This is a genomic window from Streptomyces armeniacus (genome assembly GCF_003355155.1).
Classification (GTDB): Bacteria; Actinomycetota; Actinomycetes; order Streptomycetales; family Streptomycetaceae; genus Streptomyces; species Streptomyces armeniacus.
Window position 1 is genome coordinate 3922461 of the sequence record NZ_CP031320.1, and the last position, 17397, is coordinate 3939857.

Sequence of the window (17397 nt, forward strand, 5' to 3'; positions counted from 1 at the left end):
ACGGGTCCGTGTCCCGGTCCTCTTGCCGGCGGTCGTGCCGGTCCTCTTACGAGTGGTCGCGCCGGCCCTCATACGAGTGGTCGCGCCGACCCTCCCACCGTCCGTCTTCTCCCCCGGCCACGGCCCGCAGCTGCGCGAGCGAGTCGCGGATGAGCGGGGCCAGCCCGCCCTGACCGGGCTCGTCGACCCAGCGCGCGAACGCGATCTTGAAGACCACCATGCCCGCCTCGGCCGTCAGGCTCGCGGCGGGCTCCGTGACGCCGCGCCCGCGCAACGCGGCGGCCAGCGCGGCGGAGAGCGACGCGAGCTTGATCAACTCTCGTTCCTGGAGGCGGGCGTTCCCCGCGACCACGGCCTGCCGCTGCCGGGCGAACGCCCGGCGCTCCTCGAGGAGCGCGGCGGCGGCGTCGAGGGCCGCGGCCAGCGCGTCGATCGGCGCCGCGCCGGCGGGCGCGGCCGCGACGGCGTTCACGCAGACGTCCTGCAGCGCGGTCTCGCCCCAGAACAGCACCTCGCGCTTGTCGGCGAAGTGCCGGAAGAACGTCCGCTCCGTGAGCCCGGCCCGCCGGGCGATCTCCGCCACCGTGGTCCGGTCGAACCCGCGCTCGCCGTAGAGCTCCAGCGCCGCCCGTTCGAGCCGCTCGCGCGCGTTGGGCTCCCATCGACTCATGCGCCGATCCTACGCGACGACAGTCCCTGTCGTCGGGTGCTACTCTCCATGTCAGTCACTGACGTCAGTGACTGACATCGGCTGGCGGGCGCGAAGCCCGCCTGGCCGCAGGTCCCCGCCGTCCCGGCGCGCTCTCCGCACGCCGCGGGCGGCCGATCAACCGGAGGGTCCCCATGCGCGTATTCGTCACAGGCGCATCCGGCTTCATCGGCTCCGCCGTCGTACCGGATCTCGTCAACGCGGGTCACGAGGTACTCGGACTCGCCCGTTCCGACAGCTCGGCCGAGGCCGTCGCCGCCGCGGGGGCCGAGGTGCACCGCGGCGCACTCGACGACCTCGGCAGCCTCCGCGCGGGCGCCACCGCGTCCGACGGGGTCATCCACCTCGCGTTCGTCCACGACTTCACCGACTACGCGGGCGCCGCGCGTACGGATGTGAGCGCCATCCAGGCACTCGGCGCCGCCCTCGAGGGCTCCGGCCGGCCCCTCGTCGTCACCTCCGGCACGGTCGGGCTGACCCCGGGCCACGCGGCGACCGAACGGGACATGCCCGCCCCCGGACCGGCCGGGGGACCACGGGCCGCCGGCACGCTCGCGGCGCTCGGCCTCGCCGACCACGGCGTACGCTCGTCCGTCGTACGGCTCCCGCCGACAGTGCACGGCGAAGGGGACAAGGGCTTCGTCCCCCGACTCATCGACATCGCCCGCGAGAAGGGCGTCTCCGGCCACCCCGGCGACGGCTCCAGCCGCTGGCCCGCGGTGCACCGGCTCGATGCGGCGCCGCTGTTCCGCCTCGCGCTGGAGAAGGCCGCGGCCGGGACGGTGCTGCACGCGGTCGCCGAAGAGGGGGTACCGGTCCGCGACATCGCCGGCGTGATCGGCCGCCGGCTGGATCTGCCGGTTGCCTCAGTGCCGGGCGAAGAGACCGACGAGCACTTCGGCTGGCTGGCCCGCTTCCTCGGCACCGACGCCCCGGCGTCGAGCGCGCTGACGCGCGAACTGCTGGGGTGGGAGCCGACGGGTCCGGGGCTGCTCGAAGACCTCGGCGCGGGGCACTACTTCGGCCGGTAGCCGCCTCATGGGGACCGGACTGTAGGAACGTACGAGCCGAACCTTCGGTCGAACGCACGGTGGCCCGGCGAGCGCCCCGCTCCTACGGTGTGCGGATGCGAAAGCCACCGCCGTACGAGCCTGCGCCGTACGAGCCTGCGCCGTACGAGCCGCCGCCCGCCGCCCCGTTCGACGCGGTGGCGGCGCGGCGGCTGCGCGAGGCACTGGGCATGACGCCCGCGCACGTCGCGCACGGCATGCGGGCGGCGTACGGCAGGAGCGTCTCCCCCTCGGACATCGCCGCCTGGGAACTGGGCGAGGCGGTTCCGGACGAGTCCGAACTGACCGCGCTGGCCGGGGCGCTGTGGTGCGCCCCGGCCGACCTGCTGGGCACGCCGGGCACGCTGCGCCAGTACCGCCTGGCACGCGGCACGGCCGTCGCCGACCTGGCCCTGCTGCTCGGCATGACCCCGCACGACTACGAGCACATGGAACGCTCGGGCCACTGGACCGGCAACCAGCGCCAGGCCGATGCACTCGCGAACGCCCTGGACCTGCCGCCGTCCGCGCTGCTTGAACTGACCGGCAGAACGGACGAGTTGGCCGCACTCCTGCGCGGCGCGGTCTCCACCCGCTGGCAGGCATACGCGGACGACGTCACCGCCCTGGTCCCCCTCCCCCGCCCCCGCGTCGAAGCCGCCCTGCGCGCGCTCCACACCGCGTACCAGGCCATAGCAACCGGCTCACTCCAATGGGGCGCCGCCCCGGGCCCCACCACCTCGGCCACGGCGGGCCAGTCATTCCTGGACGAGATCGTGAACCACTTCTGGGAACGCACCGGCTGACAGCCGCGCCTGGGCTGCGGTTTCACGCTGGGGCCCCGCGGTCAGACCCGTGTGGTGTGGCTGAAGCCGAGGGAGGTCAGTCCTTCGGACTGGCGCAGCCTGCCCGTCAGCCCTGCGGCGTTCGAGGAGATCGCCCGGCAGGAACCCGGGCAGCAGATCCTGCTCGACGCGTACTGGACCTTGCGAGGGACTCCTCCACGGAACACGTCCAGGCTTCGAACCCGCTCTCGCGGAGATCGCCGATCTCCATAAGCCCTTCGGTCAGCAACTCCCCAAGCAGCTCAACCGAGATGTCTCTGGAGTCACCCCCGTGCACCTCGGCATGCTCCTCGGCGGTTCCGATGAGGGAATCCACCATGACCCAGTCTGCTTCCCCCTCTGCCAGCAACTCCCCGACAGACGCAGTCAGCACGTCTCGCATGCGCATCCTTCCGCTTCGCGCTTCCTCGATGAGTGAGCGCGACTCAGCCGGTCAAGGATGAGGGGAACGCATCTTCCACGCACCCACCTTTCACGGCATCCGGGACAGAAGGACCGGCACCCAGTGGTTGCCGTAGCGTGTCCGCAACTCCGGTAGTTGCCAGTCGTTCCCGGTGACGGTTCCCCGGCAGTCGGCCGGTGAGCCGCAGGAGCACGCCAGGACGAACTGGGGATCCCAGGTGCTGGTGGCGTAGTCGCTGGTGAGTTCCTCGTCCGTTGGGATGTCGCGGCGGGCCACGAGGTCGTACGGGCCTTCCCACCACAGGTTCGGGTCACAGTCGTGGTTGCTGTAACCGATGAACTGCTCGCTGCGGGGCGGAAGGACGAGATGCTCGGTCTCGGTCACGGCGATGGTGTCGATATAGGGGCGGTCCGGCTGGAGCGCGGCTGCGGTGAAGAGGTCCTGCAGCTCCTGCTCCGAGACCAGTCGGCCGCCGAGTCGGGCCACGACCGTTCCGGCTGCGATGGGTGCGCGTGCGAACAGGCCCAAACCCGCGATGGGGGACGGGCGGACCTCGGCGTGGGAGTGCAGCCGGCAATGCGGGTCTGGGGTGGGTGCCATCGGCCCATCGTGCCGTGGCACGGGTGGTGTCGGTCAGCGTGTGGTACCGGTTGTCCGCACGACGGCTTCCGTGCCGAGCTGCGCCGTTCGGGCACCCCGCGCGCCCGCGGCCCGCGCCAACGGCCCGCGCCCGCGGCCGGGCGCGGCTCAGGCACCCGTCAGAACACCGCTTCCGTCTCGTCCATGCGGTCCTGCGGGACCCGCTTCAGCTGGGAGACGCCGTCCGCCAGGGGGACCATCTGGATGTCCGTGCCCCGCAGCGCCGTCATGTTGCCGAACTCGCCGCGGTGCACCGCCTCCACCGCGTGCCAGCCGAAGCGCGTGGCCAGCACGCGGTCGTACGCGGTGGGGACGCCGCCGCGCTGGACGTGGCCCAGGATGACCGGCTTGGCCTCCTTGCCGAGGCGGTGTTCCAGTTCGACGGCGAGACGGTTGCCGATGCCGACGAAGCGCTCGTGGCCGTACTGGTCGATGACGCCCTTCTCGTACGGCATCGAGCCCTCGGCCGGGTGTGCGCCCTCGGCGACGCAGATCAGGGCGAACTTCTTGTTCCGGGCGAAGCGTTCCTCGACCATCTTGGTCAGGTCGTCGACCTCGAAGTTCCGTTCCGGGATGCAGATCGCGTGCGCGCCCGCGGCCATGCCCGCCTCGAGGGCGATCCAGCCCGCGTGGCGGCCCATGACCTCGACGACCATGACGCGCTGGTGCGACTCGGCGGTGGTCTTGAGGCGGTCCATGGCCTCGGTGGCGACGCCGACGGCGGTGTCGAAGCCGAAGGTGCGGTCGGTGGCCGAGATGTCGTTGTCGATGGTCTTGGGGACGCCGACGACCGGGAGGCCCGCGTCGGCGAGCATGCGGGCCGCGCTCAGGGTGCCTTCGCCGCCGATGGGGATGAGCGCGTCGAGGGCGAGGCGCTCGATCAGTTCCTCGGAGTTGTCGCAGGCCTCGCGGAGGCGGTCGCGTTCGAGCCGGGAGGAGCCGAGGATCGTGCCGCCGCGGGCGAGGATGCCGCTGACGGAGTTGATGTCCAGGGGACGGTAGCGGCCTTCGAGCAGGCCCTTGAAACCGTCCTCGAAGCCGATGACCTCATCGTCTCGGTCGGCCACGGCGCGGTGCACCACCGACCGGATCACGGCGTTCAGGCCGGGGCAGTCGCCGCCCGCGGTAAGGACTCCGATGCGCATGAGGTTCGCTTCTCCTGATCGTGTGATCGTGGTGACCGCCGTCACCGTGGTGATCGCTTCTGGAGCTTCGGACTACCGATGAGCCGGTCAGATTGTTTCATGTCTTGAACGCACCCCGCACCGGGCGTCCACCACGCGAACACCTGCCGCGCGGCGGAGCCGGTCTCGCAGGTACCGTCAAGGATAGAACCGGACGCCTGCCACGGCATCGACGGATCCAGAGGGAACCAGAGGGAGAGCACGCGTGACGCGCAGCGTGTACGTGACCGGCATCGAACGGGGGGACGGCCGGCAGGTCGTCGAACTCGGCGTCATGGAGCTCCTGACGCGCCAGGTCGACCGGGTGGGAGTGTTCAGACCGCTCGCCCACGAGGGCCCCGACCCGATCTACGAGCTGCTGCGCTCCCGCTACCGGCTCACCCAGCCCGCCGCCACCGTGGTCGGCCTGGGCCACGACGAGGCCGCGGCGATGCAGGCGGAGCGGGGCACCGACGAGCTCGTCTCGCAACTGGTCGACCGTTTCCACACGGTGGCCCGCGACTACGAGGCGGTGCTGGTCCTCGGCACGGACTTCGCCGACACGGGCCTCCCCGCCGAGCTGGCGCTGAACGCGCGCATGGCGAACGAGTTCGGCGCCGCCGTCATCCCCGTCGTCGGCGGCTACGACCAGACCGCCGAGTCCGTCGTCGCCGAGGTACGGAACGCCCACCACGCGTACGCCTCCCTCGGCTGCGAGGTGATCGCCATGATCGCCAACCGGGTGCGGGACAGCGCCGCCCGCGAGGCCGCCCGCGCGCTGGGCGGCCACCTGCCCGAGCCGGTGTACGTGATCCCGGAGGACCCCGTACTGTCCGCGCCGACCGTCGCGCAGGTCAGGAACACGCTCGGCGCCGAGGTACTGCTGGGCGACCACGCCGGGCTGGCCCGTGATGTACGGGACTTCGTGTTCGGCGGCGCCCACCTGCCGAAGTTCCTGCCCGCGCTGACGGAGGGCTGCATGGTCATCACACCTGGTGACCGCGCGGACCTGATCATCGGCTCGCTCGCCGCGCACTCCGCCGGGTCGCCGCCGATCGCCGGGGTGATCCTCACCCTGGACTCCCTGCCGGGCGACGAGACGATGGCGCTGGCCGCCCGGCTCGCACCCGGTACGCCGGTGCTGGCGGTGTCGCACGGCTCGTTTCCGACGGCCGCGGAGCTGCTGTCGCTCCAGGGGAAGCTGACGGCGACGACCCCGCGGAAGGCGGAGATCGCGCTGGGCCTCTTCGAGTCGCACGTGGACACGGGGCAGCTCACGGACCGGGTCTCGGTGGTGCGCAGCGGCCGGGTCACGCCGATGATGTTCGAGCACGACCTGATCGAGCGCGCCCGCGCCGACCGCCGCCACGTGGTGCTGCCGGAGGGCACGGAGGAACGGGTGCTGCGCGCGGCCGAGGTGCTGCTGCGGCGTCACGTGTGCGACCTGACGCTCCTCGGGAACCCCGTGACCGTACGCAAGCGCGCCGCCGAGCTCGGCATCGACCTGCACCTCCTGGGCGACGACGAGGTGCCCGAGACGCCCGCCGCGAGCGCGCGGATCGTGGACCCGGAGACGTCGCCGCTGCGCGAGCGGTTCGCCGAGCTGTACGCGAAGCTGCGGGCGCACCGGGGCGTCTCGTACGAGCTGGCGTACGACGTCGTGGCGGACGTCTCGTACTTCGGCACGCTGATGGTCCAGGAGGGCCTGGCCGACGGGATGGTGTCGGGCGCGGCGCACTCGACGGCGGCGACGATCCGGCCGGCGTTCGAGGTGATCAAGACGAAGCCGGACGCGGACGTCGTCTCCTCGGTCTTCTTCATGTGCCTCGCGGACAAGGTGCTCGCGTACGGCGACTGCGCCGTCAACCCCGACCCGGACGCCGAGCAGCTGGCCGACATCGCGATCCAGTCGGCCGCCACCGCCGCCCAGTTCGGGGTCGAGCCGCGGATCGCGATGCTGTCGTATTCGACGGGCAGCTCGGGATCGGGAGCGGACGTGGACAAGGTGCGGCAGGCCACCGGGCTGGTACGGGAGCGGCGTCCCGATCTGCTGGTGGAGGGGCCGATCCAGTACGACGCGGCGGTGGAGCCGTCGGTCGCGGCGACGAAGCTGCCGGGTTCGGAGGTGGCGGGGCAGGCGACGGTGCTGATCTTCCCGGACCTGAACACGGGCAACAACACGTACAAGGCGGTGCAGCGCTCGGCGGGCGCGGTGGCGGTCGGGCCGGTGCTCCAGGGGCTGCGCAAGCCGGTGAACGACCTGTCGCGCGGCGCGCTCGTCCAGGACATCGTGAACACCGTCGCGATCACCGCCATCCAGGCGCAGGCCGCCGTACCGCCGCCGAAGCCGCGGGACCAGGCCCGGCAGCCGACCGAGACCCGTGAAGAGGAATCCCGCGAATGAACGGGCCCTTATACACAACGGACGCTGCCGAGACAGGCCTAGGGGTAGAGCTGGGTGGTCAAGACCCGCAAGGGCTGACCGCTCCCCCGGTCGAAAACGTCCGGACACGAGGCCCCCGCAGCGCCAGCGGGGGCCTCGCGCGCGTACGGCGCCCTTTTGACGCGGCGGGCGGCCGGGCTTAGCGTCCCGCGCATAAGTTCAACGTCTTGTTGCTTCCTCGTCCGCGGAGAGGGCGCCCGCGTGGTACGAGCGGTGGTGCGGGCGGTGGGTACGAGCGGTGGTGTGGGCGGCGGGGATCCGGACTCCATGATTCCGGGTTGGAACCGATGCTATGCCGCCCGGCGAGGGGGATTATTCCCGCGATTCGACGGACTCTGCGCCCGCCGCGGCATCCTCTCGTGGCGGCAGGTCCTCCTCCGCGCCGTCCTCCGGACGCCCGGTCGCCGCACCCGCGGTCGCCTCACCCGCGGTCGCGGCGCCGCGTTCCGCGCGCTCGGCGCGGCCCAGGAGCGTGGCCGCCAGGAGGCCGCCGGCCAGTACGGCCGCCGCGCCCGCGAGTTGGGCCGTACTGAGCGCGTCCGCGAACGCGTCCACCACCGCGCGCCGCTCCGCGCCCGTACGCGCGTCGGCGAGCGCGTCCGGCAGCGAACCCGCCCCCGCGGCCGCCGCCGGGAGGAGCGCGCCGAACCGCGAGCCGAGGACGGCGCCGAGGACACCGACGCCGAGACCGTTGCCGAACTCGGCGAGCGTGCCGTTCACCCCGGCCCCGACGCCCGCCTTCTCCTGCGGGATCGCGGACATGATGGCGTTGGCCATGGCGGGCATCGACAGCGCGATCCCGGCGCCCATCACGATCAGCCCGAAGAGCATGCCGCCGTACGAGTCCGAGCCGAGGGTCGCGACGGACGCGAGCCCGGCGGCCAGCAGCCCCATGCCGACGACAAGGACCATCGGGGTGCCCAGGCGGGCCAGCAGCCGGGCGCCCACGCCGCTGAGGTTGAGCAGCACGGTCGTGAGAGCGAGCGGCGCGGTGCGCAGTCCGGCCTCCAACGGACCGTAGCCGAGCACCAGTTGCAGATGCTGGGTGAGCAGGTAGAGCGAGCCCGCCATGCCGAAGGCGACGAGGACGCCGCCCGCGACGGCGCCGACGAAGCGGCGGTCGCGGAAGAAGTGCATGTCGAGCATCGGGTGCGGAACGCTGCGCTCCCACAGGACGAACGCCGCGAGCACGCAGGCACCGATGAGGGCGGGCAGCAGGACGGGAGCGGAGAACCAGCCGCCGTCGGCCTCCGGGCCGGAGATGATCGCGTAGACGACGCCGATCATGCCGATGGTGGAGAGCAGCGCGCCGACGAGGTCGGGGCGTTCACCGGCCGGGTTCTTCGACTCCGGGACGAGGGCGGTGACGGCGGCGATGCCGAGCAGGGCGACGGGGATGTTGATGAGGAAGATCGCGCCCCACCAGAAGTGGTCGAGCATGATGCCGCCGATGAGCGGTCCGGCGGCGAAGCCGAGCGAACTCACCGCGCCCCAGATGCCGATGGCCTTGGCGCGCTCGGTCTCGTCGAAGATCTGCACGACGACGGCGAGGGTCGTCGTCATCAGGAGCGCGCCGCCGATGCCCATGCCGCCCCGTGCGGCGATCAGCTGGGCGGAGGTCTGCGCGAAACCGGCCAGCAGCGAACCGATCCCGAAGAGGACGAGTCCGGCCAGGAGCATCCGCTTCCGTCCGTAGCGGTCGGCGGCGTTGCCCGCGGTGAGGAGGACACCGGCCTGGACGAGCGCGTAGGCGTTGATCATCCACTGGGTGTCGGCCGTGGACGCGTTGAGCTCGGTGGTGAGGGAGGGGATCGCGACGTTCAGCACCGTGTTGTCGAGGAGCACGGTGAGCTGGGCCAGGCATACGACGGCGAGGATGAGCCAGCGTTTGGGGTGGCCGGTGTGCGGTGGGGCGGCGGTGGGGACGGCGCACATACGATTCCTCTACGGTGTATGGGAAAGCGTTCGCCATACACCGTAGAGGAGAGGGTGCCGGTTCGGCATCTGTTATTCGGCGTTGCTTCGGTATCCGGCCCCGTCGCGGGAGCGGATCATGCGCGACGCAGAACGCGCGCGGCGTGATCCCACGGCGGACTGTCGGCCATTGCGAGCGATTCAAGCCAACTTCCGCACGGCTCGTATCCGTGCGCCTCCAGTGCGTGACATTAGTGGCGCCCGCATATGTCCGCGATGCCCCTGGTGGTCCGCTCGCTCCCGTGCCAACTCGCCGGAATCAGCCCTCACTTCACGCCACCGCGCCGCCACACAACGTTACTGGTTTTGACCGGTCGAAGTGCGCCCGGGTGGCCCTCCTCGACAGACTCGCCCCGCAATCCGTCACATCAAACGGAAGGTCTCATGACATGCGGAATCCGATCAGGTCAGCAGTGGCGATCCCGTTGCTGTCCGCGGGGATGCTCTTGGCGCTCAGTGGCACGGCCACCGCCGACACCGCCTCCCTCTACGCGCCTTCGGCGCTCACGCTCACGGTCGCCGAGGGCGACAGCGCGGCCACCACCACGCCGCAGCGCGCCGTCACCCTCTCCTGCCGGCCGACCGACGGCGGCACCCACCCCGCCCCCGCCGACGCGTGCACCGAACTCCGCACCGTCCAGGGTGACTTCTCCGCACTCAAGGGCTCGGGCCCGATCGTCTGCCCCATGGTCTACGACCCCGTGGTGGTCACCGCCCAGGGCGTGTGGGAGGGCAGACGCGTCGACTTCGAGCGCACGTACTCCAACAGCTGCGTCCTGGCAGCAGAAGGGACCTCGGTATTCGACTTCTGACCCGGCCCGGTCCGCCCGTCCGCCGTCCGTTCGCCCAGCCGGCGGCAGCCACCTGACGGGCAGTCACCGGGCCACTGCCACCACCTGACCCCGTCCGCCTCCCTGCGTCCCGCGGGCCTCCCCGTTGCGCGGGACGGGTCGCCGCCCAGCGGCCCCCCTCCGGGGGCGGCCCGGGAGAGCCCCCGGCTCCCCGGGCCGCCCCCGGCTGTATTCCTCCCTGACCTCCCCTCCGAAAGTTTTCGAACCGCCGCCTGTGCCCAGGCCATTGACATCCCGTCCCGCCAGACGTGGGATCTCCGTGTGAACCGGATCAGAAATGTTCGTTCTTGAGTGTTTCCCTGGTGGCTGAAAGGCCGCCAAGCGAACACATCGGGTCAGAGAGGACATGTGATGAGCCCTGCACGACCCCCCACCCGACGGAGATTCCTGACCGCCACCGGCGTGGCCGCCGGCGCCCTGGCGGTGCCTTCCTCGCAGCGGGCGGCGTTCGCGGCGGACGCCCGTAAAGCCGCCGCCCCCGGTTCGGAGTGGAACGCCGACCCGACCACGTTCCAGGTCAACCGCGAGGCACACCGCGCGGCGCTGATCCCGTACGAGAACACCGGCGCCGCGCTCGAAGGCAAGGTGACCGGCTCGCCCTACTACCGTTCGCTGAACGGGAAGTGGCGCTTCCACTGGGCCGAGAGCCCCGACCGCCGCGCCGTCGGCTTCCACCGCCCGGACTACGACGACAGCGGCTGGGACGAGCTCGCCGTCCCCGCCAACTGGGAGCTGCACGGCTACGGCAACCCGATCTACCTCAACATCGACTACCCGTGGAAGGGCCACGAGGAGCCCTCGTACCCGGACGTCCCCACCACGTACAACCCCGTCGGCTCCTACCGGCGCACCTTCACGCTCCCCGACGGTTGGGGCGGGAAGCGCCGCACCCTGATCTCGTTCCAGGGCGTGAAGTCCGCGTTCTTCGTGTGGCTGAACGGCGAGCAGGTCGGCTACAGCGAGGACAGCTTCACTCCCGGAGAGTTCGACCTCACGCCCTGGCTGCGCGCCGACGGCGAGAACACCCTGGCCGTCGAGGTGTACCGGTGGTCCGACGGCTCCTGGCTGGAAGACCAGGACATGATCGACCTGACAGGGATCTTCCGGGACGTGTACCTGTACTCCGTGCCCGAGGTCGGCGTCCACGACCTGTGGGTGCGCACAGAGTTGAGCGGCGACCTGAGCAGTGCGGAGCTCCTGGCGGACGTCACCCTCCGGAATCGCGCACCCGAGGGTGGTGCGCGCCGTACGGAACGGCAGCGCGTCGAGGCGGCACTGTACGACGCGAAGGGCGAGCCCGTCTTCGCCGAACCGCTCGCCGGGACGGCCGAGTTCACCGCCGACGGCACGGCCGAGCTCCAGCTGCGCGGCACCGTACGTGATCCGGCGCCCTGGTCTGCCGAGGACCCGGCGCTGTACACCCTGGTCGTCACGCTGCCCGAGGAGGGCGGGCGGGGCAAGCCGCTCGACGTGCAGCGCACGCGCATCGGCTTCCGTACGGTGGCGTGGGGCGACGGGAAGTTCACGGTGAACGGCAAGCCGGTGATGTTCCGCGGCGCCAACCGGCACGAGATGCACCCCGACACCGGGCAGGTCATCTCCGAGGAGACGATGCTGCGGGACATCCGGCTGATGAAGCAGCACAACTTCAACGCCGTCCGCACGTCGCACTATCCGAACTGCCAGCGCTGGCTCGACCTGTGCGACGAGTACGGGCTCTACGTCATCGACGAGGCCAACCTCGAGACGCACGGCGTCCGCGACACACTGCCCGGCGGCCTCCCCGACTGGACCGCGGCCTGCCTGGACCGGATGCGCTCCATGGTGGAGCGGGACAAGAACAACCCCAGCGTGATCGTCTGGTCCCTCGGCAACGAGGCGGGGCAGGGCGACAACTTCCGCAAGATGGCGGACTGGGCGCGGGAACGCGACCCGTCCCGGCCGGTGCACTACGAGGGCATGAGCGAGGTCGCGGACCTGCAGAGCCACATGTACGCGACGCCGGACGCGGTCGAGGAGTACGGGAAGTCGGGGAACCCCAAGCCGTACATGCTCTGTGAGTACGCGCATGCGATGGGTAACAGCCTGGGGAACTTCCAGGAGTACACCGACGTTTTCGAGAAGTACCCCAATCTGCACGGGGGCTTCATCTGGGACTGGTGCGACCAGAATCTGCGCCGCGACATCCCGGGCGACCCCGGCGGCACCTATCTCTCCTACGGAAAGGACTGGGATCCGGACTATCCGACAGACGACAACTTCTGCTCCAACGGCATCGTCACCAGCGATCGCCGGGTGAAGCCGCAACTGCTCGAAGCGAAGAAGGTCCAGCAGACCGTCCGCACCGCCCTGACCGATCACCGGAAGGGCACGGTGCGCGTCAGCAACCTCCATCTGTTCACCGGGCTCGACGCCTACGAACTGCGCTGGGAAGTCAGCCGGAACGGTGAACGGATCCAGCAAGGCAGCATGGCCGCGCCCCGCGTCGCTCCAGGCGCCGACGGCACCGTCACCATCCCGTACAGCCGGCCGGACGACATTCCGGCAGGCTCAGAGCACTGGCTGCTCCTCAGCTTCGTGCTCCGCGAGGACACGGCATGGGCGGAAGCCGGGCACTCCGTGGCAGCCGACCAGCACGCGCTGGAGTGGGACGCACCCGAACCCCCGGAACCGGACCCGGGGCCGCCCATCGAGGTCACCGAGACGGACACCGAAATCACCGTCACGGGCGACGGCTTCGACCTTGTCCTGGACCGCGCCGCGGGCACGCTCAGCCGCTACCGCAGCCGCGGCCAGACCCTGCTGGCCCAGGGCCCGGTGCCGAACTTCTGGCGCGCCCCGGTGGACAACGACATCGGCCGCGGCGCCCAGGAATCACTGCGGACGTGGCGTACGGCGGGCAGTGAGCTCACCGTGGACGGTGTGCGGCTGAGCCGCCCCTCGGACAGCGAGGCCGTCATCACGGTGACGGCGACGCTGCCCACCAGCCCGGCGGTCTCCACCCTGACCACCGAGTACGGCATCCGCGGCGACGGCGAGGTGCGGGTGCGGCACGCCCTGACACCGGGCGCGGGACTGCCGGACATCCCGGTGGTGGGCGCGCTGCTCACGGTGGCGTCCGGGCTCGAGACGCTCACCTGGTACGGGCGCGGGCCGCACGAGAACCACTGGGACCGGCACCGCAGCGCGTTCATCGCCCGGCACACCGCACGCGTCGGCGACCGCGTCGGCGCCTCCGGCTACCTGCGGCCGCAGGAGGCCGGCAACGTCACGGACACCCGCTGGGCGCGGCTCACCGACGGCGACGGCAACGGGCTGGAGGTGCGCGGCGAGCCGGTGCTGGAGGTGAACGCGACGCACCAGCACCCGTTCGATCTGGAGGGCGTGCGGCATCCGCACGAGCTGCGGCAGCGCGCGGAGATCATGCTCAGCGTGAATTTCCGGCAGATGGGCGTGGGCGGCAACGACTCCTGGGGCGCCAAGCCGCTGGACAAGTACCTGCTGCACGCGGACCGGAAGTACGAGTACGCGTACCGGCTCCGGCCGGTCACGGGCTGACGGACGGCGGCGCCTTGGCGGGCGGCGGCGTCTGCGGCCAGGCGTGCCTGAGGGGTGGTGGCGTCTGACGGGCGGCGTGCCTGAGGGGTGGTGGCGTCTGATGGGCGGCCTGCCTGACGGGGGGCCGCACTGGTCACTTTCGTACAAGACCGGGCGGCGCCGCCCGGCGGACGCTGGGGTGCCGGCGGGAGCTCAGCGCTCCCGCCGGCATCCGCCGCCCGAGGCACGAAAGTGAGCCGCAGAACCATGAGCACCGCGAACACGCCGGACGCCGCGTACCCGCTGAACGGCCGGAACGCCCCGTACACCACCGACTCCACGCACCGGGTCGCCTGGGACACCAAGATCGCGGTCGTTCTCCGTGAGGGCCTGCAGGACTGGCAGAAGCTGAACGTCACCTCGTTCGTCGCGAGCGGCATCGCCGCCGGCGCCGACGGCGTGATGGGCGAGCCGTACGTGGACGGGGACGGGACGAAGTACCTGCCGATGTTCCGCCAGCCGGTGGTGGTGCTCAGCACCGACGCCGACCGTATGCGGACGATCCACCAGCGTGCCGTGCGCCGCGGCGTCGTTGCCGCCGTCTACCCCGAGTCCGTCTTCGCCACCAACAACGACGACGCCAACCGCGCCACCATCGCCGACGTCGCCACCGACGACCTCGTGCTGGCGGGCATCGCCGTGTACGGCGACAAGCGCGAGGTCGACAAGGTGGTCAAGGGAGCGTCCATGCACCCCTGACGACGCCGCGCACCCTTCTGCGCCGTGCACCCCGCTGCGCCGGGCGCGGAGTCAGCCGGGCGGCGGCACCGGCAGCTGGTCGAGCCGCCGCCGGTCCAGCGGTGAGGGCCGGCGCTCCAGCCGTTCCTCCAGCAGCCGCCGCCCCGCGTCGCACCTGCCGCCCGCCAGCAGCGCGTACAGCAGCGTGTCCTCGACCACTTCCCGCTGTGCCGCGCTGCCGCCGACCCGGTGCAGGACGCCCCGTACGCTCCGCAGTCCGGACACGGCGTCGTCCCAGCGTTCCTCCACCACCGCCTCGAACGCCCGGCACAGCGGCGCGATCACCTCGCGCTGCACCTCGTCCGCCTGCTCGGCGTGGTGCGCCAGCCGCCGCAGCGCCGCCACGTCCCCGGCCGCCGCGAGCGCCACCGCGCTGTGCAGCGCGCCGAACGCGCGCGTGGGCCGCTCCAGTTGGGCGCCGCTCACCGCCGCCAGCACGTCGGCGGCGGGCAGCGGCCCGCGCCACACCTGTGCCAGATGGGCGCGCCACAGGAGCGAGCCGGAGTCCACGAGGGCGCGCAGCCCTTGTACGCGGCCGGATGCGGACGCGGACGGGGACGCGGACCCGGGGCCCGCGCCCGTACGAGCACCGGCACCCGCTCCCGTCGCCCCGTCCGAAGGGGCCGGTGCGAGCTGCGTCGCCCACCGTCTGCGTACGGCCTCCGCGTCGTCCAGGGCGAGTTCGTGCAGCGCCGCGTGCCACGAGAAGTGCGCCCGCTGCGTGGCCGTACGCCCGCTGCCGACGATCCACTCGTCGAGCCAGTCGCGTCCGGCGGCGTGGTTGCCGGACTCGTAGTGCACGTGGGCGAGCGCGTGTACGGCGTGCCCGGAGGCCGGTTCGGCCTCCAGCGCCCGTACGGCGAGCTCCGCCGCCTCCTCGTAGCGCTCCTCGCCCTGCCGGAGAAAGGCCAGCAGGGAGGTGGGGAACCAGTGCCCGCCGTACGCGGGCGCGGCCTCCTCCACCAGCTTCCGCGCGAACTCCTCGTCCAGGTCGTCGAACCCGGAGAACGCGATCGTGGGCACCGCCGTGCTCAGCGCCAGCGCGTCCCCCGGGTACGCCCGCAGGTGCGCGACGAGCGCCTCGTCGCCGCCGTCGCCGTGCACCCTCCGGGTGACGACCTCCACGAACGACCGCTCCCTGCCGTCACCCCGGTCCCGTACGCTCCGCTGCGCTTCTGCCAGCCGCCGCGGCACGTCCGTACCGGCGTCACACTCGTGCCCGAGCAGCGCGAGCGCCGCGTGCCCCAGCGCGAACCCGCCGTCGAGCGCCGTCGCCCGCGCGAACTCCTCCGCCGCGCCCGCCCGCATGGCCAGCACGCGCCGCAGCCCTCCGGCGTAGGCGGCAGCCGCCTCGGAGTGTGTGGACACCGGCAGCCCGAACGGGTCCGCCGGCCGCCGTACGGTGGCGCCCGGCCGGGCGGGCGGCGGGGGCGGCGCGGGAAGTACGGCGTCGGCTATCGCGGCCGCCTGCGTACGGATCTCCGGAATGGCCACCGTCTCCCAGAGCTCACCGCGCCGTGGCGCCCCCAGCGTGAACAGCCCGCGCGTACACCGCCCTTCCGCGTCCCGCAGCCGCCCGCTGTCGGTCGCCACACCGATGCCCAGCGGCCCCCGTACGGCGAGTCCGCCGTCGAGGAGGGAACGCCACAGAGGGTCGTCGCCGCAGTCCGTACGGAGGCCGGGCCCGGTGCAGTCCACCACCCAGTCCACCGGCAGGGTCCGGCCGTCGGTGAGGGTGACGTCAAGTGGCGCCGTAGGGTGGCGATTTCCGTCGCGGGAGGGCGCGACGTTCGCGATACGGCCGGCGCTGATCCGCAGCCGGCGTGCCGCGCGTGCGCGGTCGACGGCCTCGGCGGTGGCGGGCGGCATGCGGTGCCGGTGCACGTTCCAGAGGGTCACCTCGCGTTCGAGTACCTCCGCGCGTTCGTCGTCGGACAGCCCCTGCCAGAGCCGCGCCGTCACCGGGCGCAGCCCGTCGAAGGCGGGCCGCCAGTCCCCGAACCGGCGCAGGGCGCCCGTGAGATGCCGCCGCAGCGCGGCGCGGAGCGCAGGGAGCCCCGGCGGCGGCGCGCCGTCCGCCAGCTCGGGCGGCGCCGGTACGGGCGGCAGCGGCGCGAGGGCGTGCCGACGGGGCAGCAGGCCGCTGCGCGACACCATGTGGACGCGCCGTCCCTGGCGTTCGAGGCTCAACGCGAGGTCCACGGCGGTGAGTCCGGCGCCGACGAGCAGCACCCTCGGGCCGTCTTCCGGCCCGCGCCCGGCCGCCCCGACGTCTGCCCCCAGGGCCGCCCTGACGTCTGCCCCGACGTCTGCCCCCAGGTCCACCGGGCCGTCCGCCGTCCACGGTCGCCCGACGAAGCGCCCCGACGCGTACAGCTCGTCCGGCACCCAGCCGCCCCCGCCCGGCGCGGGCCCCGTCGCCAGCACCACGCTGTCGGCCGCGACCGTCCGCCCGTCGGCGAGTACGAGCCGGGCGCGCCCGCCCCGTTCGGGCCAGTCGCACGCCGTCGCGCGCGTACGCAGCCGTGTGACCGCCGCGAACTCCCTTGCCGCGATGATCGCCTGGCCCAGGGTGTCGGCCAGGTAGGAGCCGAAGCGGTAACGGGAGACGAAGTCGCCGTCCGCGACGCCCTCGTCACCGTGACGGCACAGCCACCGCCGGAAGTGCCCGGGGTCGTCGGGGTAGCCGCTCATGCCGCCCACCGGCACGTTGAGCAGGTGCCGCGGGTCGCGCGTGGCGTACGCGGTGCCACGTCCCGCCTCCGGCGCGGGGTCGATCAGAACGAGCTCCAGCGGCGTGCGCCTCCGTACGGAGGCCTCGCACAGCTGCGTCGCGACCAGCGCGCCGGCGGCTCCGGCACCGACGATCGCCACCGTACGGTGGCGGCTGCGGCCGGTTTCGACGTTTTTCACGGACACCTCCGGTATCCGGCAGGGGCAGGCGGATGTTCACTATTTCTGTGAACAATCCGCGCCCGCAAGCCCG

The 17397-nt window shown here is 72.2% G+C and carries 12 protein-coding genes; 6 read left to right on the forward strand and 6 right to left on the reverse strand.

The window, feature by feature from the left end; genetic code table 11:
• Positions 1-46 precede the first annotated feature (46 nt).
• Positions 47-670 (reverse strand): TetR family transcriptional regulator, encoded by a 624-nt coding sequence (locus DVA86_RS16870; protein WP_208879363.1) that lies wholly within the window; start codon positions 668-670, stop codon positions 47-49.
• 173 nt (positions 671-843) lie between these two features.
• On the opposite strand from DVA86_RS16870, the gene DVA86_RS16875 reads away from it, so the two are divergent.
• Entirely contained in the window at positions 844-1740 is an 897-nt protein-coding gene (locus tag DVA86_RS16875; RefSeq protein ID WP_208879365.1) for an SDR family oxidoreductase, read from the forward strand.
• A gap of 95 nt (positions 1741-1835) precedes the next feature.
• Positions 1836-2564, forward strand: a complete 729-nt coding sequence (locus DVA86_RS16880) for a helix-turn-helix transcriptional regulator (RefSeq protein WP_245996685.1) — start codon at positions 1836-1838, stop codon at positions 2562-2564.
• A 106-nt stretch (positions 2565-2670) separates the two neighbouring features.
• Here DVA86_RS16880 and DVA86_RS16885 read toward each other — a convergent pair whose 3' ends face one another.
• The 3 genes from DVA86_RS16885 to DVA86_RS16895 all read right to left on the reverse strand — a co-directional run bounded on the left by DVA86_RS16885 (position 2671) and on the right by DVA86_RS16895 (position 4790).
• Entirely contained in the window at positions 2671-2985 is a 315-nt protein-coding gene (locus DVA86_RS16885; protein ID WP_208879366.1) for a hypothetical protein, read from the reverse strand.
• A gap of 90 nt (positions 2986-3075) precedes the next feature.
• Positions 3076-3606 (reverse strand): SET domain-containing protein, encoded by a 531-nt coding sequence (locus DVA86_RS16890; protein ID WP_208879368.1) that lies wholly within the window; start codon positions 3604-3606, stop codon positions 3076-3078.
• A gap of 158 nt (positions 3607-3764) precedes the next feature.
• Positions 3765-4790 carry a 6-phosphofructokinase gene (locus DVA86_RS16895; RefSeq protein WP_208879370.1) on the reverse strand — a complete coding sequence of 342 codons (1026 nt, stop codon included), beginning with the start codon at positions 4788-4790 and terminating at the stop codon, positions 3765-3767.
• Positions 4791-5034: 244 nt separating this feature from the next.
• Between DVA86_RS16895 and pta the strand changes: the two genes are divergently transcribed.
• Complete coding sequence (pta, locus tag DVA86_RS16900; protein WP_208879372.1) at positions 5035-7212, forward strand: phosphate acetyltransferase; 2178 nt, start codon at positions 5035-5037, stop codon at positions 7210-7212.
• 351 nt (positions 7213-7563) lie between these two features.
• Here the strand turns inward: pta and DVA86_RS16905 are convergent, their stop codons facing one another.
• Complete coding sequence (locus DVA86_RS16905) at positions 7564-9186, reverse strand: MFS transporter (RefSeq protein ID WP_208879373.1); 1623 nt, start codon at positions 9184-9186, stop codon at positions 7564-7566.
• Between the two features lie 428 nt (positions 9187-9614).
• Here DVA86_RS16905 and DVA86_RS16910 point away from each other — a divergent pair, with 428 nt between their 5' ends.
• From DVA86_RS16910 to DVA86_RS16920, 3 genes are all read left to right on the forward strand, one after another.
• The gene (locus DVA86_RS16910; protein WP_208879374.1) at positions 9615-10037 is read left to right on the forward strand and encodes a subtilase-type protease inhibitor; all 423 of its coding nucleotides are present in this window, start codon (positions 9615-9617) and stop codon (positions 10035-10037) included.
• Positions 10038-10427: 390 nt separating this feature from the next.
• Complete coding sequence (lacZ, locus tag DVA86_RS16915; RefSeq protein ID WP_208879375.1) at positions 10428-13634, forward strand: beta-galactosidase, LacZ type; 3207 nt, start codon at positions 10428-10430, stop codon at positions 13632-13634.
• 246 nt (positions 13635-13880) lie between these two features.
• On the forward strand, positions 13881-14372 hold the full coding sequence (locus DVA86_RS16920) for a DUF2000 domain-containing protein (protein WP_208879376.1): 492 nt from the start codon (positions 13881-13883) through the stop codon (positions 14370-14372).
• A 51-nt stretch (positions 14373-14423) separates the two neighbouring features.
• Here the strand turns inward: DVA86_RS16920 and DVA86_RS16925 are convergent, their stop codons facing one another.
• Entirely contained in the window at positions 14424-17324 is a 2901-nt protein-coding gene (locus DVA86_RS16925) for an FAD/NAD(P)-binding protein (protein WP_245996688.1), read from the reverse strand.
• Positions 17325-17397: the final 73 nt, after the last annotated feature.